This window comes from Acetonema longum DSM 6540 (assembly GCF_000219125.1).
GTDB lineage: Bacteria > Bacillota > Negativicutes > Sporomusales > Acetonemataceae > Acetonema > Acetonema longum.
This window is the reverse complement of the sequence record NZ_AFGF01000102.1, coordinates 1-25,776: the sequence shown is the minus strand read 5'-3', so window position 1 is coordinate 25,776 and position 25,776 is coordinate 1. Positions and strand designations below refer to the sequence as shown.

Here is a 25,776-nt window from a genome sequence, read left to right as displayed (position 1 = left end):
CTCCCCGTTTATCTTATGTAAGTATGATTCGACAAGGAGCAGTAACTTCCTTCCTGGCATGGTAAAAAAATACAATTATTTTTTTGTTATTTATCAACATTTATCGACATTTATTTTAAATGAAACAGCGAGAAAACGAAAATAGTTTTCTCGCTGTGTGAGAGGTTTTTTTAGGAATTAAGCCGCTTTCCATAAGCATCCAATCCATGAAGCAGCCATACCCTTTAGTAGGATCGTGCACAAAAACATGGGTTACGGCTCCGACAATTTTCCCGTCCTGGATAATAGGGCTGCCACTCATACCCTGGACGATGCCGCCTGTTTTTTGCAATAACCGCTCGTCAGTAACCTTAATGACCAGACCTTTTGCTTCCGGCGCCTCCTGCAAATTGATCTTCTCTATTTCAATTTTGAAAGGCTCTATGGTTTGCCCGTCCACCACAGTGAGCATTTCCGCCGGTCCCAATTGGATCTGACTCATGGATGCCACAGGAATGGCATTCTGATACACGTTATTGCTGACGGGCTCCACCAACTGCCCGAAAATGCCGAAGGCCGTATTTTTTTCGATATTGCCGATGGTCTGGTCCTCTTCAATAAACATGCCGATCTTTTCACCGGGGTGTCCTCTGCGCCCCAATTGAATCCCGGAAACAGTCGCTATGACGATTTTTCCCTGCTGACAATCAATGGGCTGATTCGTGTCATTATCGGTGATTACATGCCCCAAAGCGCCGTACGTGTAAGTGCTCGGTTCATAAAAGGTTAAAGTTCCCACACCGGCGGCGCTGTCTCTGACATATAGCCCGATGCGATGTCGTTTCGTATCTTCGCAATACTGGGGTGTTATGTTAAAGTGCAAGCGTTGCTCCCCTCGTTTTATCAGTAAAGCCACCTGTTCCCCTTTTTGTCCTGCCTTGTCGATGATTTCAGCCACCTGAGAATCATTTTGCACCGGCACTCCATTCATGCTTAAAATACTGTCGCCAATCAGTATGCCGGTTTCTTTGGCCGGAACCTTCAGTCCGCTTGTTGTCTTAACCGGTGAAATTCCTACAACAAGCACGCCTTGAGAATGCAGCACCACGCCAATCGATTGTCCTCCGGGGGATAATTTTATGGAAGGCAATACGTTGACTTCTACGGTTCGCAGCGGTATGATCCCCAATAACTTGAACTCCACATTCGCTGTTCCACGCTTCATTGGCTCCAGTGTCACCGGTTGGGAAAGACTATTTAAAAGTCCGTCTGCCGAAAATCGGGGATTCGATTTTAACTGAACCACCTGTTCCAAGTCCCGGGGAACGGCTACTGTCAAAGGAAAACTGACTGTGAAAATAGCTGTCTCGCCTTCGATGATTCTCAATGTGGGCGGAATATTATAGATACTCGTAAATTGCGGCGAAAAACAAAATGTAACAAGCAGCAGTATCATGCCTATTCCAATCAAAGACCGTCGTTTTATTGCCATAACGCCTTGATCACTCCTCATTACATTTTTACCCATTTTATGCATTTTTAATTTCGCCGGGACTGATTGCAAACAGAGTCACAAAAATAGAAATTCCCGATTCAAATCGGGATTATTCCGGATTATAATGCAAAGATTGACTCGGCAGCTTATTATCGCCACTTTTCTTATTAAAACAGGCGAAAGCTTACGCTTTCGCCTGTTTTAATAAGAAATCCTTTTTTTCTCTGGCTTTATCCAATATTTGTCTCGCATTATCCAGCGACACTGTTGTCACATTATCACCTGAGGTCATGCGAGACAATTCCAAAACTCTTTCATCCTCGGCCAAAATTTTGATGATGGTACAGGTCTCTTCTCCCTGTTCCTGCTTTTCCACAAAAATGTGTTGATCCGCCATGCAGGCGATCTGCGCCGAATGGGTAATGCACAAAACCTGCTTGTCAACGGCCACCAGCGCAATTTTTTCGCCTACCATTTGGGCGGTGAGACCGCCTATCCCGGCATCCACTTCATCAAAGATCATCGTGCCCACCCGGTCCCGCCGAGCGCCAACCGCTTTGAAGGCCAGGGCGACCCGGGAAAGTTCCCCGCCGGAGGCTACTTTGCTCAAAGGTTTGGGGTCCTCTCCTTTATTGGCGGAGAATAAGAACCGCACTTCATTTTGTCCATGGAACGTATACTGATCCTGTTTCGTAACTTGTACAATAAATACCGCATTAGGCATACCTAGTTGGGTCAGATGGCCGGTAACCAGCCGGGCCATCTCCTGAGCTGCCTGACGCCGAAGTTCATCCAGGCCGGCAGAGCGCTGAGACAGCACCGCTTCCAATTCTCGTTGTCTCGTTTCCAGTTGCAGCCGGCGCTGATCAAAATCTTCCACCGCAGCCAGTTCAGTCCGGGCCTGCTCACAGCTGGCCAGTATGTCATCAATGGAAGCCCCGTATTTTCGCTTTAAGGTGGCAATCTGATTGGATCTTTCCTGCAGTGTATTCAGCCGGTTGGGTTCAAAATCCATTTTATCATTATAATCGCGCAAGCCTGAGGCAACCTCTTCTAACTGATATAAGCAGTCTCGAATGACACTGGTTTTTTCCTCAAGAGCCGGGTCATAACGGCCAGCGCCGTCTAATTCCCGTTTGATCTCGGACATTTCGGCAATGATGCCGCCGGCGCCCTTGATTCCCTGAGCCAAAATAGCATAGGAACGCAGGGTCGCGTTGGCTATTTTCTCCCGGTTAGCCAGAATCCTGATTTCCTGATCCAGCTGTTCATCTTCACCCGTTTTAAGAGCGGCTTTGGAAATCTCATCCACCTGCCAGCGGAGCATCTCCGAACGCTGAGCCGCATCTTTTACCTGCTGCATGAGAACGCTAAGCTCCGCTCTAACCTGTACCCAGTCATGATAAACCGTTTTATAGGCATTTAGACTTTTGATAATATCATCCTGAAAATGGTCCAGTATCGATAAATGGGATTCCGGACGAAGCAGGGACTGATTTTCATGCTGGCCGTGCATATCTACTAACTGATCGCCGATCTGCTTTAAAACAGCAATAGGAACCTGACAGCCGTTAATCACCACCGTATTTTTACCGTTGCGGTTGAGACGGCGGTTAATGATCAGGCCATTATCTTCCAAAGGAATTCCTTGCTCTTCCAACAAAGGATAAAGATGCGAATGTTGCGTTACTTCAAATACTGCCTCAACCCGGAAATATTCACAATTTCTTCTGATGGATTCAACCGATGCCCGGTCTCCCAGAATCGTACTCAAAGCGTCAATCAAAATCGATTTGCCGGCGCCGGTTTCACCGGTCAGCACATTGAGTCCTGCGGCAAATTCAATGTTAGCATGATCAATTAAGGCAAAATTGCTTACTGACAGCGATTTCAGCATACAAATCATCCCCCGAACCGCTATAATAAATTGTTGAATTTATCCAGTACCGCCGGCACTGCCGCCGCCGGTTTCACCACCACCATAATGGCATCGTCGCCTGCCACCGTCCCGATAACTTCCGGCCACTTTACATTATCAATGGTATAAGCTACTGCCTGGGCCAACCCCGGTAAAGTTTTCAAAACGATAATGTTTTCGCTGAAATTAATGGTAACCACTGAGTCCTGAAATACTTTTTCCATGCGGGACGGTGATATCAAAATATTAGGTTCCTGCGGAAAGGCGTAACGATACCGACCATCGCCAATGGGAACTTTAATGAGCATCAGTTCTTTAATATCTCGTGAGACCGTGGCCTGAGTCACATCAATGCCTTCACGGCGCAAGGCGTCGGCCAGATCTTCCTGGGTTTCAATCACTGCATTTTCAATAATGTCTTTAATTCTAGCATGCCGCAGAGCTTTCAAATCAATCCCTCCTTATTCTCTCTATCACGTATAACATCGGCGGGTTATTCATCTGATTGAGCATCTGCCAGCCAGCTACCGCAAAATCTTTTTGCGGTAAAGATTGCAAAAAGGCGTGAACGGCTTTTTGCTCTTCCAGACCTGGTTCATGTCCGGTGTAAGCAACAATGGCGACTAACCCCGACTGATTTAATTGATGCATCAGGCGGTCAAGGGATAAAACGGTAGATTCAGGCGCAGTAGTAATTCCATGATCGCTTCCGGGCAGATATCCCAGATTGTATACTGCCGCATCAATCGGTTGGTGAATGTGTTCCGACAGATTAACATGACTATCCCATATAAAGCGGACTTTGTGAAAAAATCCAGCTTGCCGCAAATGTGTTTCAGCAGAGGCAAGAGCCGTCTGTTGTATATCAAAAGCCCAGATCACCGCATCCGGCGGGGTATTTTGGGCTAAGAACAGTGTATCTTTGCCATTGCCGGCAGTTGCATCAAGAATAACCGAAGCATCTTTTAGCTTAGGCAGCAAGATTTGCCGGGCCATTTGCAATGCATTGGCAACATTCATCCCTCTATATCCCCCCGGCGTAATTTCCGCTGCAGCGTCTGATAAAAACTGCGGTCGTTAAACCGGACAAACTTGGCTTTAAACGGTGATTTCCCGACAGTGATCACATCTTCAGGCCAAAGTTCACAGGCCAGCTGCCCGTCTATCGTCAGAGTAATGTCGTGCTGTGAAGGCGCCATGTCTACCTGAACGGTTTCATCCGCCGTAATCAGCAGCGAGCGGGAGTACAGAGTATGGGGACAAATCGGTGTAATCAGGATGGCTTCCAGCCCCGAATTGACAATAGGGCCACCGGCGGAAAGGGAATACCCGGTTGATCCGGTTGGCGTTGCAATAATCAGACCGTCGGCCGGATAGCGGGCTACTAATTCATGGTTTATAGCTACGTTTAAGCGGATTAAACGGGAGATCCTCCCATGAGTGATCACTACATCGTTCAAGGCGGTAGTAACCTGCCTGATTTTGCCGTCAGACAAAACCGAAGCCTCTAACATTAACCGCTCTTCAATCCAATAGTCGCCCTGCAGAATTCTATCCAAAGCAGCAAGAGTCTCGGAAAGTTCAATCGTCGTTAAAAAGCCCAGATGCCCCATATTAATGCCGCATACAGGTATTCCGACAGCAGCTAAGTCCCGGGCCACATGCAAGATGGTTCCATCGCCTCCCAAGGTAATGCCGATGCCGATTGCCTGTTTTATATCAGCCCAACTGCCGGCATATTCGGCCATGCCTAAACGATCTGCACTTTCCTCAGGCAAAAAAAACTCTATCTTCTTTTCCTTCAGGTGAGCAATGATTTGGGCAAGAACTTTCTCTACCCCAGGTTTACCAGTATTGGGAAACAAACCAATCCGCACGCTGCTCCTCCTCATCAAGACGAAAGTTCTTCACCGGCAGATGCCACAATCCGCGCGATACAAGCCGAATCCACCTGATCCTGCCCTGATTGCAGCAAATAGACTAAATACTCAATATTGCCTTCCGGGCCCTTAACAGGGGAAAAGGTGAGACCCTGGGGAAGAAGACTTTCCTGCCGGGCAAAATCAACGATGGTCTGAATCACGTCTATATGTACCTCAGGGTCTCGTACGACGCCTTTTTTCCCTACCTTTTCTTTACCGGCCTCAAACTGCGGTTTAATCAGGGCGATGATACAACCATTTTCTTTTAATAAATTTTTGGCCACCGGCAATACTTTGCGCAGGGAAATAAAGGCAACATCAATGGAAATAAAATCTGCCGCCTCGCCAATATCGGCAAGGGTGACCGTACGAATATTGGTACGTTCCATATTGATAACCCTGGGATCGGTGCGAAGGCTCCAGGCCAGTTGGCCGTATCCTACATCAATCGCATGTACCCGCTTTGCGCCGTTTTTTAGGGCACAATCAGTAAAGCCGCCGGTGGATGCGCCGATATCGATCATCGTTTTATCGTTTAAATCAACATCAAACACTTGCAGAGCTTTTGCCAGTTTGAGACCACCGCGGCTCACATAGCCGATACTATCGCCGGCCACCCGGATCAAGGCATCTGAAGCGATCATAGCGCCTGCTTTTTCTACTTTTTTATCATTTACAAATACCAGACCGGCCATTACGTAGGCCTTGCCCCTCTCGCGGCTGGGGGCCAGCCCCCGCTCCACAAGAAGAATATCCAATCTTTCTTTTTTCACCGGCCTGTTTTCTTTCTCTTCCATGCTTTCTATGCTTTCTGTCTCGTTTATGGTCATTTAGCGCCAAACTCCTGCCAGAACCGCTCCACCTGGAGGGCTATGCCCTCAGGATTCAGCCCGTACTTGGCCAGCAGCTCATCCCGTTTCCCATGTTCGATAAATCGGGAAGGCAGCCCCAGCCTAAACAGCTTGACCCCGTACCAATGCCGGTCACTAACATATTCCGCAACCGCAGCGCCAAATCCTCCCGCTAAAACATTATCCTCGATGGTAACCAGGAAACCGACCTTTCGGGCCAGACTTTGCAAAAGGGCCTGATCCAGCGGCTGAACAAAACGGGCATTCACCACGCCGGCGCTAATCCCCTGGCGGCTTAGAATATCACTGGCCTGTTCCGCGGCCCCGACCATGGAACCGATAGCCACCAGCGCCAGGTCTTTTCCTTCCTTCAGGATTTCAGCCTTGCCGATATCGACAGTCCGGCAAGGCTCCAAAGTTGTTCCCCGCCCGCTGCCGCGAGGGTAACGAATGGCTGTCGGAGAATCGGACTTTATAGCTGTATACAGCATATGCCGCAACTCATTTTCATCCCGGGGCGCCATAACCGTTAAATTCGGCACAGTCCGCAAATAGGATAAATCAAATACCCCCTGATGGGTCGCCCCATCCTCGCCTACTATGCCGGCTCGGTCCAAACACAGCACCACCGGCAGGTTCTGCAGGCAAATGTCATGGATAATCTGATCATAAGCCCGCTGCATAAAGGTAGAATAGATGGCCACAACCGGTTTCATCCCCTGGGAAGCCATGGCGGCCGCCAGCGTTACGGCGTGAGGCTCGGCAATTCCCACATCAAAAAAGCGCTGGGGAAATTTTTGCGCAAAGCTCTTTAATCCCGTGCCCTCAGACATGGCGGCGGTAATCGCCACAATGCGCGGGTCCTGACCGGCTACTTCCAGCATAGCTTGACCAAAGACAGATGTATAGGTGGGCGCAGTATTGCTGTTTTTTATGATTTCGCCTGTATCCACGCAAAAAGGGCCCGTTCCGTGGAATTTATCGGCATTGGATTCTGCCGGGCCATATCCCCTGCCTTTTTGAGTGATGACATGGACCAGCACAGGCCCTTCTATGGCCTTAGCTGCCTGAAAGGTCTCGCATAATTTGGCGACATTGTGGCCATCAATCGGTCCGATATAAGTAAATCCCAGGTCTTCAAAAATCATGCCGGGAACCAAGAAATATTTCAAGCTGTCTTTCGCCCGTTCCAGGGTTTTGGCCACACTGTCGCCAATGGCTGGAATCCGGCGCAAAACATACTCTATGTCCCGCTTCATTCGCGAATAGGCAGGGTCAGATCTAAGCTTAGTCAGATAATCGGACATGGCGCCCACATTTTTTGCAATAGACATTTCATTATCATTTAATACCACAATCAGCTTAGTGCCTGACTGCCCGGCATGATTCAAAGCCTCAAAGGCCTGACCGCCGGTAAGAGAGCCGTCACCGATGACAGCTAATACCTGATACTGTTCCTGTTTAATATCTCGTGCCAAAGCAATGCCTAAGGCAGCAGAAATGGAAGTGCTGGAATGGCCAACGCCAAAGGCATCATGTTCACTTTCGCTCCGTTTCGGGAAGCCGCTGAGCCCCCCCAGCGTACGCAGCGTGTTGAATTGCTGACGGCGGCCGGTCAGAATTTTATGAACATAGGCCTGGTGTCCCACATCCCAGACAATTTTATCCCTGGGACTGTCGAATACCCGGTGAAGCGCCAAAGTAAGCTCCACGACTCCTAAATTAGGCGCCAAATGCCCTCCGGTTTTGGCGACAGTATGTATAATCAATTGCCGTATTTCGTCAGCAAGCCGCTCTGTTTCCACAGCCGACAATTTTTTTAAATCCTGCGGTTGATCAACTTTTTCCAGTATAGAATACACGCGTCTTTCCTCGCTTTCACCAGAAAAACACCATTTTATTTATTATAACATATCCGGCTGTTTGTTATCAGAATAAGGTTTGACAGCAGTCTCTCCCAGCTGTTAATTATTGCGGGAAAGGAGATATTTAGCCAGATCGCGCAGTATATCCGCTTCCGGCCCGAAGAATTTCAGAGTATTCAGGGCGCCGTCCACAGCTTCGCCGGCTATGCTCTTGGCTTTGTCCACAGAATAAAGAGAAACATAAGTGGCTTTTTGATTTTTACTGTCACTGCCCACCGGTTTGCCAAGCTCGGCTTGATTGCCGGTTACATCCAGAATATCATCGGTAATCTGGAAAGCCAGGCCGAAATAGTCGGAGTATTGAGTCAGGTCCTGAAGTTGCTCCTCCCCTGCCCCGGCCAGCATGGCGCCGGCCCTGATAGAAGCCTTAAACAGCGCGCCGGTTTTTGCCTTATGCAGATACTCAATTTCCTGCAAACCGATTTGTTTTCCTTCGGAAAAAAGATCCATGGCCTGTCCCCCTACCATGCCCAGAGGGCCGACAGCAGCGGCAATTTCGGCGATGACCCGCAGCAATACATCAGAAAGCACGTCCGGCTGACGCCCCATGACTTCAAAGGCGTAAGTCAGCAAGGCGTCGCCTGCTAATATGGCCATAGCCTCACCATACACTTTATGATTGGTCGGCTTTCCCCGTCGATAGTCATCATCATCCATAGCCGGCAGGTCGTCATGAATCAAGGAATAGGTATGTATCATTTCCAGCCCGGCCGCCACATGAGTGTATTCTTCCCCCCTGCCATTGACTGCATCGGCGGCGGCCATGAGCAAAACAGGCCGCATCCGCTTGCCGCCGGCAAAAACACTGTAGCGCATGGCCTCAAGAATGACCGGAGGATATTGGCCCTGTTTGGGCAGTAAGAGTTCCAGTTTATGATCAATGCAAGCGACTTTTTGCCGGCAGTACTCTTTTAACGTGTCAGTCATTCCATATCCTCCTGTAGTGCAAGCGGTTTTTTTATAATAGCTCCATTCAGTTCCTGGATGACTTTATCCATCTGCCGCTCAGCGTCATCCAATTGTTTAAAACAAAACCGGGACAAGGCAACCCCTTCCTGAAAACAAGTCAAAGCCTCATTTAAAGGCAAATCGCCTTTTTCTAATTGTTTTACAATGGATTCTAACTGAGTTACCGCTTCTTCAAAGCTGCAATCTGTCTTTTTCGCCCTGCTCATAGTATCACCTCATCCGACTTTGTCTTAATCTCAGCCTGTAATTTACCGTCCTGCAGGATAATTTCCACAGCGTCGCCGGAATTAACAGACTGTACGGAGGCAACCGGCTTTAACTCACTGCCGCTGCACTTGCGAATAATGCCGTATCCTCTGGATAGCACCGCCAAAGGACTAAGGGCATGGAGTTTTTCCGCCGCTATGGCCAGGGTCCGCTTTTTCTCCCCCGTTGCCTCTCTATAGGCTGATAACAGCCGCTGTAACTCGAGATCAACCACCTGCCGCCTGCCGGCAATCGTGCACTCCCGGGGCTGCTGCAGCGCCCGGCTGGCAAAGAGCTGTTCCAGCCTCTGCCGGCGGCGGCCAGTCAGATTCCCCATACCCAATTCCAGGCGTTGGGTTAAGGTACCCATATACTTAAACAACTCTCGGATGTCCGGCACAACGATTTCAGCTGCCTGGGAAGGTGTCGCCGCCCGCCTGTCCGCCGCAAAATCAGCCAAAGTAAAGTCTGTCTGATGCCCCACTGCCGACACCACCGGAATCTGGGAGGCGGCAATCGCCCGCGCTACCTGCTCATCATTAAAGGGCCACAATTCTTCCAGAGAACCGCCGCCGCGGCCTACAATCAAAACATCCGCCTCTTGAAGTTCATTCATAATTTTAAGAGCCCGCACGATTTGCGGCGGCGCTTCCGCACCCTGAACCTGGACCGGATACAATAAAATAGAAATTCCCGGGTGGCGTCGTTTGGCTACGGTGATAATATCCCGAATGACAGCTCCGGTAGGCGAAGTTATCACTCCGATGCTTTTGGGCAAGAAAGGCAGAGGTCTTTTTCTCGCTTCATCGAACAAACCTTCCTTGCTGAGTTTGTCCTTCAGTTGAGCAAAAGCCAGACTCAGTTCGCCGACTCCTTCCGGCAGCAACTGTTCAGCATAAAGCTGGTACTGTCCGTCCCGTTCAAAAACAGAAACATAGCCGCCGATAACTACTTTCAGTCCATCCCGCAATTCGAACTTAATGTTTTGGGCTTTGCTCCGAAACATCACGACCCGGATGACTGCTTCGCTATCTTTGAGGGTAAGGTAACAGTGTCCGGAATAGTGCCGTTTAAAATTGGATATTTCACCGCGCACAAAAACCGAAGCAAAGCGCCGGTCGGCATCGAACATTCTTTTGATAAACCGGGTTAATTCACTAACCGTTATTATTTCCATGCTTATTCATCCTTCCAGCTGTAAGGCTGGCTTTTTCAAGCTACTCTAATCATATACCAAGACGAAAAAAAAAGACAGACAAAATGTCTGAGAATAGGATATTAAAACCTATATCCGCCATATTTCCGGACAAGATAACCGCAAGCCGCCCCCAAGACGAACCAGAAAAAGTGCCCCGGAGTAATCACATATCCAATAATTGCGCCAAGGATGGCTCCACCCAGGATATAAGTCAGCATACGCCCCACCTCCGCCGTTGTCTGATATATCATATGCAACGACAGAAGGCCGTGTTAATGCCGCAAAGCAAAAAAAGCCGCTCCTACCGCATTGTCAGGACTATACTCTTTTGCCGGAAAATAGGTCTTGATCCCGGCTTGAGACAACTGCGCCGCCACATGCAGGCGGATATAGCGATTTGACATAACGCCGCCAACCCATAGTACCTCGCTGAGCCCAGCCGTCTCTGCCGCCCGCTGAGCTGCAAGGGAAAGCGATTCGGCAATACAGTGCTCTACGCCCCGGGCAATTGCCTCCGGCCGGCACCCCTTCTGAATAAGGCGCAGGACATGGCTTTCCGGTCCGGAAAAGCTGATATTGTTCTTAATGACAGCAGTGGGGACAAGCTCCGGACTTTCGCATGCCGCAGCCAATTTTTCCAAATGAGGCCCGGCAGGAAAGGACAATCCCAGCGCGACCCCGATCCGGTCAATAAACTGCCCGGCATGCAAATCCAAACTTTCTCCCAGTGGCTCAATCTGAAAACCGGGCCCAGCCGTTGAGGCCAGAACCGCTTCAGTGGTACCGCCGGAGACATGTATGGCTAAAAATCGCGGCGAATCAGGCCCTTGCGCCGACCAGATCCCGGCCAAAATGTGGTTTTCCTGATGACTGAAACGGTAAACCGGCGTTTCATACAACGCCGCCAAAGTCATGGCGCAACTCTCCCCTGCCAGAAAAGCCGGCATATAGGAATCCTCAACCGGTCTGGGACAGGCAGTCACACCGATTGCCGCCGGTCGAACCGAGACCGGCAGACTTTCTTTCAACTGAGAGAATACTTGCGGTAAGTTGCGAACATGCTGAAAAACCATTTCCGACTGAGCCAGTCCCCTGCCGCCGGGCTTTACCCGCAGAGGAATCCTCACGTCCGCCAACAGGTTGCCCTGCTTGTCCAGAATAGCGCCGGAAGTGGTGTAACAGCTGGTATCAATACCGATAAAGCCGGCAATTTTATCAGCCATAGGATCAGGTTGCCGCTTTTTTGGCCAGGGAGCCCAGTATGCCGTTAACAAAACGGCCTGAATCTTCGGTGCCAAAAGACTTTGCTAATTCAACCGCTTCATTGATGACCACATTGGGCGGCAAAGGGCTCTTGCCAAAGTTCATTTCATAGATCGCCAAGCGGGTAATATTGCGATCCACTCCGGCCATACGCTCCAGTTTCCAGTCCGGCGAATTGCCGGCAATAATCCGGTCAATTTCCGGCAAATGATTTTTTGTTCCCTGAACCAGCTCATGGGCGTAAGTTCTGGTAGTATCCGCCACATGCTCATATTCGGTGCATGCCGCGTCCAGCGCCGCATTTGGGTCAGCGTCGGTGTTATAATCCATCTGAAACATTGTCTGTAGTGCGATTTCCCGTGCCTTTCTCCGGCTCATAATTCCCCTCTTTTCTATCTGTACCCAGGCGGCAGCAATTTATCCAATATGTCGGCAATATCCTCTTTCTCATCAATTCTCTTTCCGATGACATATCCGACAATGACACAAAAAAGAAGAAATAATGTCTGGAAAAAGCCCAGCCACAGGATAAACATTCCCAGCAGAAATCCCAGTAGACCCCCCACCAGTTTCCCACTGTGATACTTCCACAGTTCCTGAAACAATCTCTGGTCCACCTGTTATCCCCCTATTCTACTCTATGTCTTGAGCGAAAATCATTGGAAATATTTTTGACAATGATTCTGATATCAACAGTATCTACCCCTACGGTATTTTTAATCGCATCATAGATTTGCTGCTGCATTTCGTGGGTTACTGCCGGAATATTGCTGTCCGGGCTAACCACCGCCTTGACATCCACTTCCAGTCCCTGTTTGCCGTATCCTACCGTAACGTTAACGTTACGAATTCCCCGGATGCGACGCGCCGTTTTCTCCACCAGGTTTTCAATGGAGTAAATCGAAATATGGACATCGCCCAGATCTGTATGATGCAGGATGGCATGTCTGGATCGCTGTGAACGAACACCGGCCAGCAGCAACCGTACGCTCACTAAAAAGAACACTGCTCCCATCAGGCCGGTTTCCCAATGTCCATAGATCTGGTCAACGCTTGTCCATACCCATTGCAAAGGAATAAGGCGTAATGACAGTAGAATTACGCCCAGGGATAAGACTGTTAAAAGAAATGTATAAATCGTCAAAATGATCCGGTCTAAGATGCCCATCGCCAGCTGTTACCCCTTTCTAACGTACGCGGATATCTTCTTCTCTTCCGTCCTGAATAAAGCCTACGCCTTGCACATGGATATTCACTTCCACCACATCCAGCCCTGTCATGGATTCAATCGCTCGTTTTACATTTTCCTGCACGCGCAGAGCCACGTCAGGGATGCGAACGCCATATTCAACGATAATAAATAAATCGACCGCGGCTTCCCTTTCCCCTACCTCTACTTTCACTCCCTTAGACAGATTTTTTTTGCCCAGCATTTCGGCGATTCCACCCACCAAGCCGGCGCTCATTCCGGCCACTCCGGTTACTTCCATAGCCGCCAATCCGGCAATGATGCCAACTACTTCATCAGCTATCCGTATCGAACCAACATCATTATGTTCGGTTTTTTCCACGCGTTCACGTTTTTCCACCGGCTAACCTCCTTATTTCGGATAAATTGCCCTCAATCCAGGACAGCACAGCCTGTATATGGCTTTTATATTATATCAAAGTTTTTCCATTCTTACAAATATCCATCCTAATCCCGGTATCCGAGCCTCAATTAGACGATATGAAAAATTGGAAGAAAAAAGCCTTAAAGCTTTAAGGCTTGGCGCTGATCGTAATATCCTCAGATTTTACGCCGGTCACACGCCTGATGACATCGGCCACTTGCAGTACATCTTCCCGGGAAAAGGATGCGGTTTTGATAACAGCATTGACGGAGTTGTCCTGGACTAAAACTAAAGCATCCTGGAACCCCCGAGCCTTAATCATATTTTCCATCTCATATTCCCGCTGCTTTTCTAATACCAGTTTCATGATCGCATCCTGCGCCTTTTGCTTTGCATCTTCATTTTGAGCTGTTTTCATCATATCCTTCAAAAGATCAAATCGCTCGCTGCGGATCTTATCCCTTTCCAAACGATACTCGGTAAAAAAATCAGGTATGGCGATAACAGCTTGTTCGGTGACAATGGGTTTAGTCACTTCCATGGCATTGGTACGGTCCACTTTGGATGGGAGCCGATTCTGATAAGACGTCACTAACTGAAACAGCAAAATACCCAGTACCACTATACCTATTGCAATCAGCGCCATTCGGATCTTTTTCAGGGCAATAACCAGCATCACGCGACTCACCCTCACTTTCTTTGTGGTAAAACTGTTATTTTATAGGACGGAATCCCCAGACTGGCTTCCACTGCCCGGGTCAAATTGGCCTTAACATAGGAATCGCCGGCACCTTCAGCAATCACCAGCACACCACGGATCACCGGCTTTGTTTCCCGGACCATCACCGGCCGGTCTATACCATTCTCCCTGCTGACCAGAATATTTTCCGTTTCTTTGCTTTCAGTGGTAGATCGAATGCCGCCGGCATTGTCTTTTTCCTGCACTATTTTAGTCTCTTTGACCACATTTTTAGCATATTCCTGCATATTGCCGCTTTCCAGAGTAACGTTCACGGCTACAGCTCCCGCCCCTCTGACTTGGGACAATAAATTGGCCAGCTTGACCTCAAGTCCTTCTTCAAAACCGCGGGATACAGATGCAGGCGCCTGTCCGCCAGGCTTAACCTCCTGTCCGGCGGGCGCCGGCTGCATAACCGCCGGAAATATCCCTCCCAGCAACATCAGAACCACTCCCAGAATGCCCAAGGCGATCAGTTTAAAATTCCATACACCGGCCCGGGCCAATTCCGAACCAAATTTTTTTGCCCCGGCTATCCATGACTGGCCGCTACTCACCAAAATTCCTCCTTATTCCTCAAGTGGCATTACTGTAATTTGCCCTGGTTTTACCTGATACAGTTCCGAGAGCCTGGTTTGAATCCGAGTAATTATCTGCTCCGATATGGCCGCCTTCCCGGGCCTTTCAGTCTGACCGATCACAATGGCATTGATGTGGGTTCCTTTCTGCCGCGCGCCCGTATGCACATATACCCTGATTTCCCTGAGGTTGGCAACTCCATTATCAGGAAAATCGCATACCGGGCGGACTTTTGCTTTGGCGACGCCGTCTACCGTTTCCGCAATCGCCTGGATTTGCTGCGCCAAATCCCGTATATAAATATCCCTGGCCAGTTTCTCCCTTTGACTGACTATGGCCTGAGCAGCCGTATTAACCTGTGCCGCATTGGTTTCAACCAAACCGAGAGCCGGAATGTCATCGGCCTCAAAGCCTCCCCGCACTAATTCTATCGCCGGATTAATGATGGCCAGCATGATGAACAATCCCAGTACGACCCGCACAAACTGTTTCATCTTACTGCTGGGCAGCAGCAATTCAAAAAACGTGGCAAAGAGAGTAACAAATACAATATTCTTGATCCAGTCAGTAATCCATCCCATCTATTACACATCCTATCGCATCATCATCGTAATATTCCCCGCTCCAATAATCATGGTGATTGATAAAAAGAACATGAGAGCTACGGTCAAAAGCGCTCCCAAAACCAGCAAAAGATTGTTTCCCAAATTCTCCAGGCATTGCGCCATTTTTTCCGCGCCCAGGGGTTGAATCAGAGCACCGGTGCTTTTCACAATCACGATTAAGGACACTAATTTTAAAATCGGCATAAAGCATAAGGTGGCAATCACCAGCACGCCCAAAACGCCGATCGCGTTTTTTAATACCAGTGAAGCTCCCATGACCAGCTCCACGGTATCGGCAAACATTTTCCCGACTACCGGAATAAAGGTTGCCGTGGCAAATTTTGCTGTCCGCAGGGTAAGCCCGTCGCTTACCCCACCGATCACTCCCTGGACTGTAATGATACCGATAAACAGCACCATGGTCAGTCCCAGGACGATCATGCCCCCTTGTTTGATTAATCCTGCCAGATTGCTGATTCGATACTTATCCGATAAGTAGTTAATACAGTCAACCACCGCCGCCAGAAAAAGCAGCGGCAACACAATATCTTTAATCACCACACTGACTGAACTGATCACAAACAGCATAAACGGCGTAAACAAAGCGGCGGAAGTCAGGGCCCCCACCCCGGCCAAAAGGGACATCATTAACGGCAGCAAAGCCTGCATAAAACCAACCATATACTCCACACTGCTCCGGGTAACGGCAGTGATCTGGTAAAATGCCGCCAATACCAAAGTGATCAGGAAAATGAAACAAATACCATAGGCCAATAACGATACAGTGGAGGATTCAAAAGAACTCTGCAGATTCTGCAGCAGCGCGCATAACACAGCTAAAAACAGCAGTTTCCCCATCAGATTCAGGTTTTGAGAAATTTCACTGAAGAATCGCCGCCCGATCTCCCGCCATAGATTGTTCCAATCCAAAGAAAGGCCCTGATCGGCGATTTTGCGAAGGGTATCCGGGTTGACACCAGGCAGATCCTGATTCAGTTCCCGGTTAATCTGATCAATAAACCGGTTCACCGCCTCCACCGAAAGCCCCTCAAACAATTCTTCCTGAATGGCGTCGTTTGGCGTCTGGGCAGCGGCGCTGCCACCATAAAAACAAAGCAACATGACTATTATGACAATGACATTTTTCATCACAGTCCACCTTTAATGCAGGAATCCATGCCAACCTACGGCCTCCATCCGGGACCGTTCAAAAAGGTCCAGATGCTAGGCCTTTTCAAAGGTCCCTATGGGATCAAGCGGACAATGCTGTCTATAACCAACGCGATAATCGGAATGGCCATCGTCATCACCAAAATTTTACCGGCAAATTCAATTTTAGCGGCTACGGCACCCTCACCGGCATCCTTACAAACTTGGGAACCAAATTCAGTAAGATAGGCAATGCCGATAATTTTCAGCATGGTGGTAAGGTAGGTTTGATTGATGTTGGCCTTTTCCGCCAGGTCACGGAAAACGGTTAATATCACCTGAATTTTAGCCAGTATCAACAGGAAAATAGCAGTTGCCAGCGTCAGGCTTAACTGGACGGCTAATTCTGGCCGCTGCTGGCGAATGATCAAGATCAAAAGGGTGACTACAAATCCCAGCCCGACGATTTGAAGGATTTCCATAATATACCCCGCACTCCTAAGTGATGCAAAGCATCGCGAAGTAGCCGAAAGTAAGGCGCGTTTCGGGTAAAGCAAATGAAGCCCGCAGCGGGCAGAAAGCCGAAATGCGCTACTTTCCGAGCTCTTAAAACAACTTAAACACATCCTGCACCGTATTAAATAACCTCCCCAGCAGCTGCACCACCCATAAAAGAACTATCGTAAATCCGGCCAGAGTGCACAGATGCGCCATATCTTCTTTTCCGGCCTGCTTTAAAGCAGTATGGAAGACTGAAACTAAAATACCGACACCGGCAATTTTAAACAGCAAATCCAAGCCAAATCCCACAATGCAAGGCTCCTTTCTTTTACAGAATCAGAATCACCAGCGTTAATCCGCCGCACACTCCCAGATACCGGTACATAGTAACGTTTTGCTCTTTGACTTTCAACGCTTCCTGTTCGTACTTTTCCAGCTGACTCAGGATCATACCGCAATATTTTTGCTGCTCTTCCCGGTTCATGAAACCCAGATTGGCGGCAAACAGGATCAAATCGTCCACCTCCGCCTTATTCAGCGCCAGTCGGCATCGCATTTCTTTTACCGCCAGGGTAATAGCTTCCTGAGGAGTAAGGTAGGTATCCTTTTGCATGATCGCCCCTGTTGCCGTCAGCAAATCCGAAACCGGCGCCGCCACCCCTCTGGCAGCTTGGGAAAATGCTTCAGACAGGGGCATAGCCGCATAATGAATATAAGATTGCAGGGACCGTATGCCATTCATTAACTGACGAATCTGTTTCGGCCTCTCGATATATCGTTTGGCTAATTCAAAGCCAAAGAGAGAACCGGCTGCAACGATTAACACACTGCCCGTCAGTTTCAGCCACATGCTTTCACTCCCTTTGCCTGCCGGTAGAGGATTTCCCCAGTAGCGGCGGCGATAATATCCCCTACGGTACCTACTTGGGGTTTATCGGTAAGGACCACATATCTGTCGAAATACTTCGCACGGATCAGCTCACTGCTGCAAGGCCTGTGCAGTATATCCGTTGCATTTTGGCCATGAATGCTGGCAATTACGCTGACACCCGCATGCAAAGCCTCATTGACCGCTCGCACATCCTCCTCACTGCCCAATTCATCAGTCACAATTACCTGAGGCGACATAGACCGGATTAGCATCAGCATCCCGATCGCTTTGGGACAGCCGTCCAAAATATCGACCCGAGGCCCTACCTCCACGGTAGGTACTCCCTGATAGCAAGCGGCGATTTCTGAACGTTCATCCACCAGTCCCACCTGCACTCCGGCAAATCCGTACTGGCTTACGCCGCTGCTCAATTGTCGCGTCAAATCTCGCAGCACAGTGGTTTTACCGCAGCGGGGCGGTGAAATGATCAGGGTATTATATACCTTGTTATGGCCTTGAATCACATACGGCATGATTATATTGGCAGCTCCCGGTATCGGCCTGGCAATCCGGATATTCAGCGAACTGATATTTTTCAGGGCTTTTAATTGGCCGGATTCTAAAATAGCCTGTCCGGCTACCCCAATCCGGTGACCGCCTTCCACGGTAAAATAGCCCATCTGAAGCTCTTGCTCATAAGCATACAGCGAATTGCGGCTGACCAGTTGCAAGGATTTGGCGATATCTTCGCGGCTGCAGTAATAGGCACATGCCGGATCCACCGTCACGCTCCCATCGGGGGTCAGCATTTTATCGGACGATTCGGTCAGAATGCACAAGGGTTTGCCGGTACGAATGCGAATCTCGGTCATTCGGTCCAGCATAGGCGGCGGAACCGAACGAATAAGACCGGCAATACGAGAAGACAAAATGGGGAAAATTGTTTGCTCTAAAAGACCTTCCGCCTGCTTCATAACCATTCTTGTTCCCGTCCTTTCTTTACATAGATATTTGCCTTGGCCAAAATATATTCCAACAAAAATAGTCCTCTGTTCGCAATTGATACGCTCCCTGAAGCAGAAATGAAAAATGGACGCCTGAGGGCATCCATTTTCATTAGCGATGCTTTTTATGGAGAGCAACTATGCCGGATCAGCGTTTACCATGTTCGAACGGTTCACCCGAGGCCCGCGGCGGCTGCGAGGATTTGGAGAACAGCACCAGTGCCAGCAGGGTAATCACATAGGGAAATATCTTTAAGATAAGACCCGGTATTTGGGCAAGCACGGGCGAGACCTGCGCCACATTCGCCACGGTGCTGGCAAAGCCAAAAAAAACTGTTGCCCCCAGAATACCCAGGGGTTTCCATTGGCCGAATATAAGTGCGGCCAATGCCAAGAAGCCCAGTCCAAACACGGTTCCGTTAAACTCGCCGGAATAGGTTGTCAGAATAATGGCGCCACCCAAACCTGACATGGCGCCGGAAATCGCCACAGCAAGATAGCGTATCCGGTACACATTGATGCCGGCCGCATCGGCCGCATGAGGATGCTCGCCGCAAGCCCTGAGCCGCAGGCCAAATACCGTTTTATACAAAACATAGTAGGAAATCAGCAGGATCAATAACACCAGCCAGGTGGTCGGATAGGTGTTAGTAAAAAACAGCTTGCCTACGACAGGCACATCACTGAGACCCGGAACGGAAAAACGAGTAAAACCGACAATCTGGATGTTGCCGCTGCCTGTTAGATTGCGTCCGACAAATACCGTCAAGGCTCCGGCAATCATGTTGATCGCCGTACCGCTAATGACCTGATTCGCATTGAGGCTGATGCTGGCAAAGGCATGTAAGAACGAAAACAGCGCACCAGCCGCCATAGCCGCCAGCAAGCCCAGCCAGAGCACCTCGCCGTGCATGGTTCCCTGCAGGGTGGCAATGGTCAGAGCCCCGGCAAAAGACCCGACCACCATCAGTCCCTCCAGACCGATATTCACCACGCCGCTTCGTTCTGAATACAGGCCGCCAAGAGCCGTGATAAGCAGCGGAATCGTATAAGCCACTGCGTAGGGTGCGATTTGCTGAACAACCACCCACATCTTATGCGCCCTCCTCGCTTTGTTGTTTTCGCCACAGCCGGCTCAAGAATTTCTCAAGCAGTACGCTGGTAGCTGCAAAGTAAATGATAGTGGCAATGATGGTATCGGCAATTTCCGGCGGGATGCTGGTCATAGCGTTCATGAACCCTTTGCCCGAATACAGCACTCCGAAAAAGATGGCTGCCGCCAACACTCCCCAGGGTGAATTGGCCCCCAACAGCGCCACGGCAATCCCGTCAATTCCCTGAGAGGGCAATACACCAATCTGAATATTGGTGGCATAGCCGCAGTATAAGGTCATGCCGCCCAGTCCGGCCAGTGCGCCGGCAAGCATCATCGATACCACAATGCTCCGGCCGGCGTGAATGCCGGCATATTCGGCGGCAAAACGATTAAATCCTACCGCTTTCAGTTCAAAGCCAAGTGTTGTCCGCTGCAGTAAAAAGGCGCAAAACGCAACAGCTGCCAAGGCCAGGACCAGACCGATATTCATATAAGATCCGTCAAACATTTGGGACAGCCAAGGCGTCCTGAGCGATGCCGCCAACGGAATATTGCGGGATTCCGTTTCAAAGGAACCCTTAAAGTAAAGCGGTACCAGGTAATATACCAGCCAATAGGCCATCCAGTTAAACATAATGGTGGAAACCACTTCATGCACATTAAAGCGGGCTTTGAACCAGCCCGGCAAGGCTGCCCATAAAGCACCGGCCAGCATGGCCGTCAGGGTCATGGCAAAGAGCAGAGCCGGTTTGTCGAGGGACCAGGTCAGCCCCACCGCTGTGGCGCAAAACCCGCCGAACAACATCTGCCCAGCCGCTCCGATATTGAACAGACCGGTCTTAAAGGCAAAAGCCACCGACAAACCGGTAAAAATCAGAGGCGTCGCCGTTGCCAGCGTATTGCCCACCCGCTCAAGATTCATCAGGCCGCCCCGGAACAAAAATTTATAGCCCGACAGGGGGTCATGTCCGGCAAGCATCATAAACAGCGCACCGGCCGCCAGACCCAGCAAAATGGTTGCCAGCAGCGTAATCCCTTCTTTTTGCTTATGAAAACTCATGTTTCCTGTCCCTCCTTGCCGACTCCGGCCATCATCAGCCCGATTTTGATCTCATCGGTTTGGTCTGCATTCACCGTACCAATCAGCTCACCATGACTAATAACAGCAATCCGGTCGGACAGATTCAGGATTTCATCAAGATCCAATGATACCAATAACACCGCAAACCCCGCATCCCGCTGCGCTATCAGCCGCCGGTGGATGTATTCAATGGAGCCGACATCCAGTCCCCGGGTCGGTTGTACAGCAATCAGCACCCGGGGATTCAGGCTGATTTCCCGTCCGATAATCGCTTTTTGCTGGTTGCCGCCCGACAGCGAACGGGCGGCCGTCACGACGCCCTGAGCTGACCGCACATCAAAATGCTGCATAACTTCCTGCGCATATTGCCGGATGGCCGGACGGTTCAAGAGCCACCCCTTGGCAAAGGGTTCCCGGCCGTAAATTTCCAGGATGATATTGTCCTCCAGGCTATAGTCCAGCACCAGCCCCCGCTTTTGCCGGTCCTCCGGCACATGGGCCAGCCCGGCGTCAATGCGCTGGCGAACCGATAAATTGGTAATCTCCTTCCCGTCAAGCCAGATATGCCCCGTTTCGACCTTTCTGAGCCCGGTGATCGCCTCAACCAGCTCAGTCTGGCCATTGCCATCCACTCCGGCGACACCAACAATTTCCCCGCCATAGGCGGACAAGGAAAAACTTTTTAACGCCGCCGTCCTGGCATGATTTAGCACAGTCAGACCTTCCAGCTTGAGCAGCACCTTGCCGGGACGGTATTCGCCCTTGGGAACGATAAAGGAAACCTGCCGGCCTACCATCATTTCCGCCATTGTCTGTTCGCTGGCAGTCGCCACATCAACAACACCGACATACTTCCCCCGCCGGATGACAGTGCAGCGGTCCGCTACGGCTTTAATCTCTTTGAGTTTATGGGTGATGAGAATAATCGACTTACCCTCAGCCGCCAGATTCTGCATAATCTTTATTAATTCGGTTATTTCCTGGGGAGTAAGCACAGCTGTGGGTTCATCAAAAATTAGCACTTCGGCATTGCGGTAGAGCATTTTTAAGATTTCCACCCGCTGCTGCATTCCGACCGAAACATCTTCGATTTTAGCGGCGGGATCAACATTCAGTCCATAATGCCGGGAGAGCTCCTGAATCCGCTCGGCCGCCGCCTTGATATGAACGGCGCCGAACCGCTGCGGCTCCATCCCTAAAATGATATTTTCCGTAACCGTAAAGTTATGGACCAGTTTAAAATGCTGATGCACCATGCCAATGCCCAGGTCGTTGGCCACATTGGGGTTAGCTATCTTCACTTCCTGGCCGCGGATAAAGATTTTACCGCGGTCCGGCTGGCAGAGGCCAAACAAAATACTCATCAAGGTTGATTTTCCGGCGCCGTTTTCCCCTAAAAGCGCATGGATCTCACCGGGGCGGACAGTCAGCGTGATAGCATCATTGGCTACAATTCCTAAAAACTCCTTGCGTATATCTCGCATTTCTACGACATACTCCATCGCTTTACCCCCTTGTAACTCATATATGATCCATAAAAACAGGCCCGGACAGAAGAGCCGCTCACAGCAAGCCGCGTTCTCTCCGGTTCGGACCTGTTCTACGCTGAATCAGTTTCTTTGGATTATCGATCTTTTTCTTCACTCACTTAGCGAATCAGGCCGTCTCCCTTATCGGTTACGATGATTTTGCCGCTTTGCATCCCGGCAAAGACCTCTTTCACCTTCGTGGTGACATCCCCAGTCAAATTAGGATTGGCAGCCGGAATCCCGACCCCATTGTTTTTCACGTCAAAGGTCAGGGTCTTACCGCCGGGGAAAGTCCCTTCTTTCACGCCTTTCACCATATCATAAGCAGCCTGGTCTACACATTTCATCGCCGACGTCAGGACAACCGATTTGGTTTTGTCCGCATCGTAGTAGCCTTGGGCATACTGGTCAACATCAACACCAATCATCCATACCTCTTTACCTGCCTTGGTCCGGGTCACCGCTTCATTGATGACGCCGGTTCCTACGCCGCCGGCTGCGGCAAAGACAACGCTGACGCCCTTGTCATACATCTGAGCCGCCAACTGCTGACCGGCTGCCACATCATGAAACGTACCCTGGTAAATTACATTTTCCGCTTTCAAAGTGATCTTCGTCCCCAGGTTGGCATTAGCATAAGCGATACCTTGCTGGAATCCCCAGTTAAACCGCTTTATCGGCGGAATCTCCATACCGCCGATAAAACCGAACTCACCGGTTTTGATTTGTAGTGCCCCGGCCACAGCGGCTATAAAGCCGGCTTCCTGTTCGGCAAAGTTAATGGACACCGTATTGGGTCCCACTTTTACATTGGAACCATCAGAGGAACGGGGTACACCGTCCATCAGGACAAACTTCTTATCAGGGTATTTTTCCTGAGCCGTAAAAATAGCATTTTCAAATTTAAAGCCGGGGGTTATGATCAAACTGTAGCCGGCATCGCTTAAGTTGGCGATTTCCTTTTCATAGTCAGCCGTGGTAGTGCCGCCCGGCTTTAGATATTTCGGCGTAAAGCCAAAATCCTTACCGGCCTTTACGATACCTTCCCAGGTCCCTTGATTGAAGGACTTGTCATCGATGCTTCCGGCATCGGTTACCATCCCTACCATCAGATTGCCTGTCCCAGGAGCTTTCGCATCCTGCTTGCCGGAACAGCCAGCGAGCACAAGGGTCAGGGCCAGCATAAGAGTTAGCCAAAACAAGCCTTTCTTACTCATCGTTTCTCCTCCTCCGTGGATTAGTTTTTGCCTCTATTACTTATCATTGTATGATCAAGCCCGCTGCAAAAAAAAGGACATATGTCCACTTTAGAAAAAAGATTGGTCCCGCTGTCACTGACTATCCTGCCTGTTGTAAGAAATCAGAATACGTATCGCTTCAACCGCCACCTCAATCGCCGCCTGGGTATCATGGCAAGGCTCATTGGACAGACCGGCTTTTTCCCGTTCCTGGTTCCAAATTACCGACAGCACGCAGCCCGCTCGGGCCCGCAATATGCCGGCCACCGTATAAAGTGCGGCCGATTCCATCTCTGAGGCCAGACAGCCGGCCTTAACCCAGGCATCCCATTTATTGAGCAGTTCGACGCCGACTGGCATCCGACCGGGATCGTGCTGTCCATAAAAAGAATCCTTGCATTGAACCACCCCTGTATGAAAGGGTTTATTTAAATGCCGGGCCGCGTCAACCAGCGCGCAGGTTACATCAAAATCGGCGGCGGCGGGATATTCAATCGGCACATATTCCTTCGAGGTCCCTTCCATCCGGACAGCCGCCGTGGCCACCACCATATCGCCGCTCATTACCTGGTGCTGCATGCCGCCGCAGGTGCCGACACGAATAAAATTCCGTACTCCGGTCATATATAATTCTTCCACAGCAATGGCGGCTGACGGACCGCCAATGCCGGTCGAGGTAACCAGCACCCTCTCCCCTGCCAGCGTTCCGGCATAGGTCTTATACTCTCGCCGACAGGCGACAAACTGAGGATTTTCCAAAAGTTGCGCGATTTTTTCCACCCGTCCCGGATCGCCGGGCAAAATAGCATACTTAGCCCCTTGTTCCGGTGTCAGCCCAACATGATACAGCTCGCTCATCGTAGTCCCTCCTGTTTTCTCCGGTATTAATAAGCATTACTGCCGGCAGCACCGTTCATAATCGCTACGCCGGCGCTAGTTCCCAGCCGGTCGGCCCCTGCCTCCAGCATGGCCCGGGCGCCTTCGTAGCTGCCGATCCCGCCGGACGCTTTAACTTGCAGCTTGTCTCCCACGCACTCTCTTAACAGCCGGACATCCTCCACTGTTGCCCCGCCACCGGCAAACCCGGTAGACGTTTTGACAAAATCCCCCCCAGCCGCCAAAATGGCTGAGCAAGCCCGTCTTTTTTCCGTTTCTGTCAGCAAGCAGGTTTCAATGATCACCTTAACGACCGCCCGGCCGGCTACCGCCTGTACCACCGCGCCAATATCTTCTTGCACATAGTTCCAGTCGCCGTCTTTTGCCGCGCCGATATTCATCACCATATCGACTTCGCCGGCGCCGCTTTCCACTGCCTCCAGCGCCTCCGCCGCCTTCATCCGGATGGTAGCAGCCCCCAGGGGAAAGCCAATGACCGTACAAACCAATGTGGAACTTCCTCTAAGCAGCTTGGCTGCTTCCCGCACCCGGCAAGGATTGACGCAGACTGATCGGAATCCATAGGTTACGGCCTCGTGGCACAGTGCGACAAGCTGTTCCCGGCTGGCCTGCGGTTTTAACAAGGTATGATCAATGCGTTTTGCGATCGATTCCACAGTATCCCCCTCCAACATGATAAAAATGATCGCCGCCCCTATTCGCCCACTTTCTGAACGGCGGCAGACCGGAATACGGCGGGCATAATTTCTTTAAACAAATAGGCGGTATATTCATCCCGGCAATTGCCGCAAATCAGCCAAAATTCCGAATCCACAAATTCGCTTAAGAATTGCAGGCATATGCCGCACGGAATGCCTGGCTCCTCACCGGATACGGAAACGGCAATTTTGACAAGCTTTTGCCGGCCCTCACTTACAGCTTTTACTACAGCCGTCCGTTCAGCGCAAATAGTGCCTCCGTAGGAAATATTCTCCACATTGCAGCCAGTATACACCGTACCATCCTCACAGAGCAGAGCTGCGCCTACCTGATAGCCAGAATAAGGAGAATAAGATAACATCCGGGCCGCTGCGGCCTGCCGCAATAAATCTCTGTCTTGCATACGCTT

31 protein-coding genes are annotated in these 25,776 nt (G+C 50.2%); all 31 read right to left on the bottom strand.

Annotation, left to right across the window (positions count from 1 at the left end):
- Positions 1-115 precede the first annotated feature (115 nt).
- Positions 116-1,471: a SpoIVB peptidase gene (gene spoIVB, locus ALO_RS11395; RefSeq protein WP_004095930.1), complete on the bottom strand. Its 1,356-nt coding sequence runs from the start codon at positions 1,469-1,471 to the stop codon at positions 116-118.
- Between the two features lie 187 nt (positions 1,472-1,658).
- On the bottom strand, positions 1,659-3,371 hold the full coding sequence (recN, locus tag ALO_RS11390; RefSeq protein ID WP_004095928.1) for a DNA repair protein RecN: 1,713 nt from the start codon (positions 3,369-3,371) through the stop codon (positions 1,659-1,661).
- A 20-nt stretch (positions 3,372-3,391) separates the two neighbouring features.
- On the bottom strand, positions 3,392-3,841 hold the full coding sequence (gene argR / locus ALO_RS11385) for an arginine repressor (protein ID WP_004095926.1): 450 nt from the start codon (positions 3,839-3,841) through the stop codon (positions 3,392-3,394).
- A 1-nt stretch (position 3,842) separates the two neighbouring features.
- The gene (gene mnmM, locus ALO_RS11380; protein WP_004095924.1) at positions 3,843-4,412 is read right to left on the bottom strand and encodes a tRNA 5-(aminomethyl)-2-thiouridylate-methyltransferase MnmM; all 570 of its coding nucleotides are present in this window, start codon (positions 4,410-4,412) and stop codon (positions 3,843-3,845) included.
- On the bottom strand, positions 4,409-5,269 hold the full coding sequence (locus ALO_RS11375; protein ID WP_004095922.1) for an NAD(+)/NADH kinase: 861 nt from the start codon (positions 5,267-5,269) through the stop codon (positions 4,409-4,411). The genes mnmM and ALO_RS11375 overlap by 4 nt, the downstream gene beginning before the upstream one ends.
- Before the next feature lie 14 nt (positions 5,270-5,283).
- Positions 5,284-6,144 carry a TlyA family RNA methyltransferase gene (locus tag ALO_RS11370; RefSeq protein ID WP_004095920.1) on the bottom strand — a complete coding sequence of 287 codons (861 nt, stop codon included), beginning with the start codon at positions 6,142-6,144 and terminating at the stop codon, positions 5,284-5,286.
- Positions 6,141-8,027 (bottom strand): 1-deoxy-D-xylulose-5-phosphate synthase, encoded by a 1,887-nt coding sequence (gene dxs / locus ALO_RS11365; RefSeq protein WP_004095912.1) that lies wholly within the window; start codon positions 8,025-8,027, stop codon positions 6,141-6,143. The genes ALO_RS11370 and dxs overlap by 4 nt, the downstream gene beginning before the upstream one ends.
- Positions 8,028-8,129: 102 nt before the next feature.
- Complete coding sequence (locus ALO_RS11360) at positions 8,130-9,017, bottom strand: polyprenyl synthetase family protein (RefSeq protein ID WP_004095903.1); 888 nt, start codon at positions 9,015-9,017, stop codon at positions 8,130-8,132.
- Positions 9,014-9,265: an exodeoxyribonuclease VII small subunit gene (xseB, locus tag ALO_RS11355; RefSeq protein WP_004095901.1), complete on the bottom strand. Its 252-nt coding sequence runs from the start codon at positions 9,263-9,265 to the stop codon at positions 9,014-9,016. The genes ALO_RS11360 and xseB overlap by 4 nt, the downstream gene beginning before the upstream one ends.
- Positions 9,262-10,482 (bottom strand): exodeoxyribonuclease VII large subunit, encoded by a 1,221-nt coding sequence (gene xseA / locus ALO_RS11350; protein WP_004095899.1) that lies wholly within the window; start codon positions 10,480-10,482, stop codon positions 9,262-9,264. The genes xseB and xseA overlap by 4 nt, the downstream gene beginning before the upstream one ends.
- Before the next feature lie 101 nt (positions 10,483-10,583).
- Positions 10,584-10,721, bottom strand: a complete 138-nt coding sequence (locus ALO_RS22455) for a hypothetical protein (RefSeq protein ID WP_004095897.1) — start codon at positions 10,719-10,721, stop codon at positions 10,584-10,586.
- Between the two features lie 54 nt (positions 10,722-10,775).
- The gene (locus ALO_RS11345; RefSeq protein ID WP_004095894.1) at positions 10,776-11,726 is read right to left on the bottom strand and encodes a Kae1-like domain-containing protein; all 951 of its coding nucleotides are present in this window, start codon (positions 11,724-11,726) and stop codon (positions 10,776-10,778) included.
- A gap of 4 nt (positions 11,727-11,730) precedes the next feature.
- Positions 11,731-12,144, bottom strand: coding sequence for a transcription antitermination factor NusB (nusB, locus tag ALO_RS11340; RefSeq protein WP_004095892.1), 414 nt, complete (start codon positions 12,142-12,144; stop codon positions 11,731-11,733).
- Positions 12,145-12,158: 14 nt separating this feature from the next.
- Entirely contained in the window at positions 12,159-12,383 is a 225-nt protein-coding gene (locus ALO_RS11335) for a DUF2273 domain-containing protein (protein WP_040293232.1), read from the bottom strand.
- 11 nt (positions 12,384-12,394) lie between these two features.
- On the bottom strand, positions 12,395-12,934 hold the full coding sequence (gene amaP, locus ALO_RS11330; protein ID WP_004095888.1) for an alkaline shock response membrane anchor protein AmaP: 540 nt from the start codon (positions 12,932-12,934) through the stop codon (positions 12,395-12,397).
- A 19-nt stretch (positions 12,935-12,953) separates the two neighbouring features.
- Positions 12,954-13,355: an Asp23/Gls24 family envelope stress response protein gene (locus ALO_RS11325; RefSeq protein ID WP_004095881.1), complete on the bottom strand. Its 402-nt coding sequence runs from the start codon at positions 13,353-13,355 to the stop codon at positions 12,954-12,956.
- A 172-nt stretch (positions 13,356-13,527) separates the two neighbouring features.
- Positions 13,528-14,055, bottom strand: coding sequence for a SpoIIIAH-like family protein (locus ALO_RS11320; RefSeq protein ID WP_004095880.1), 528 nt, complete (start codon positions 14,053-14,055; stop codon positions 13,528-13,530).
- Positions 14,056-14,069: 14 nt separating this feature from the next.
- Entirely contained in the window at positions 14,070-14,675 is a 606-nt protein-coding gene (locus ALO_RS11315) for a hypothetical protein (RefSeq protein ID WP_004095879.1), read from the bottom strand.
- 12 nt (positions 14,676-14,687) lie between these two features.
- A complete protein-coding gene (gene spoIIIAF / locus ALO_RS20900; protein ID WP_004095878.1) occupies positions 14,688-15,278 on the bottom strand; it encodes a stage III sporulation protein AF in 591 nt (196 codons plus the stop codon).
- Positions 15,279-15,290: 12 nt separating this feature from the next.
- On the bottom strand, positions 15,291-16,451 hold the full coding sequence (gene spoIIIAE, locus ALO_RS11305) for a stage III sporulation protein AE (RefSeq protein ID WP_004095877.1): 1,161 nt from the start codon (positions 16,449-16,451) through the stop codon (positions 15,291-15,293).
- 95 nt (positions 16,452-16,546) lie between these two features.
- Positions 16,547-16,933, bottom strand: coding sequence for a stage III sporulation protein AD (spoIIIAD, locus tag ALO_RS11300; protein ID WP_004095876.1), 387 nt, complete (start codon positions 16,931-16,933; stop codon positions 16,547-16,549).
- Between the two features lie 124 nt (positions 16,934-17,057).
- Positions 17,058-17,261 (bottom strand): stage III sporulation protein AC, encoded by a 204-nt coding sequence (gene spoIIIAC / locus ALO_RS11295; RefSeq protein ID WP_004095875.1) that lies wholly within the window; start codon positions 17,259-17,261, stop codon positions 17,058-17,060.
- Positions 17,262-17,280: 19 nt separating this feature from the next.
- Positions 17,281-17,802 (bottom strand): stage III sporulation protein AB, encoded by a 522-nt coding sequence (locus ALO_RS11290; RefSeq protein ID WP_004095874.1) that lies wholly within the window; start codon positions 17,800-17,802, stop codon positions 17,281-17,283.
- Positions 17,793-18,803, bottom strand: coding sequence for a stage III sporulation protein AA (gene spoIIIAA, locus ALO_RS11285; protein ID WP_004095873.1), 1,011 nt, complete (start codon positions 18,801-18,803; stop codon positions 17,793-17,795). The genes ALO_RS11290 and spoIIIAA overlap by 10 nt, the downstream gene beginning before the upstream one ends.
- Positions 18,804-18,975: 172 nt before the next feature.
- A complete protein-coding gene (locus ALO_RS11280) occupies positions 18,976-19,920 on the bottom strand; it encodes an ABC transporter permease (RefSeq protein WP_004095872.1) in 945 nt (314 codons plus the stop codon).
- A 1-nt stretch (position 19,921) separates the two neighbouring features.
- Entirely contained in the window at positions 19,922-20,983 is a 1,062-nt protein-coding gene (locus tag ALO_RS11275) for an ABC transporter permease (protein WP_004095871.1), read from the bottom strand.
- Positions 20,980-22,506, bottom strand: coding sequence for an ABC transporter ATP-binding protein (locus ALO_RS11270; RefSeq protein WP_004095870.1), 1,527 nt, complete (start codon positions 22,504-22,506; stop codon positions 20,980-20,982). Before ALO_RS11270 ends, ALO_RS11275 begins: the two co-directional genes overlap by 4 nt.
- 146 nt (positions 22,507-22,652) lie before the next feature.
- Positions 22,653-23,750: a BMP family lipoprotein gene (locus ALO_RS11265; RefSeq protein WP_004095869.1), complete on the bottom strand. Its 1,098-nt coding sequence runs from the start codon at positions 23,748-23,750 to the stop codon at positions 22,653-22,655.
- Positions 23,751-23,864: 114 nt separating this feature from the next.
- Entirely contained in the window at positions 23,865-24,629 is a 765-nt protein-coding gene (gene udp / locus ALO_RS11260; RefSeq protein WP_004095868.1) for a uridine phosphorylase, read from the bottom strand.
- Between the two features lie 26 nt (positions 24,630-24,655).
- Positions 24,656-25,342, bottom strand: coding sequence for a deoxyribose-phosphate aldolase (gene deoC, locus ALO_RS11255; protein ID WP_040293229.1), 687 nt, complete (start codon positions 25,340-25,342; stop codon positions 24,656-24,658).
- Between the two features lie 20 nt (positions 25,343-25,362).
- Positions 25,363-25,776 (bottom strand): cytidine deaminase (locus ALO_RS11250; protein ID WP_004095866.1); only part of this gene is annotated, 414 nt, incomplete at its 5' end.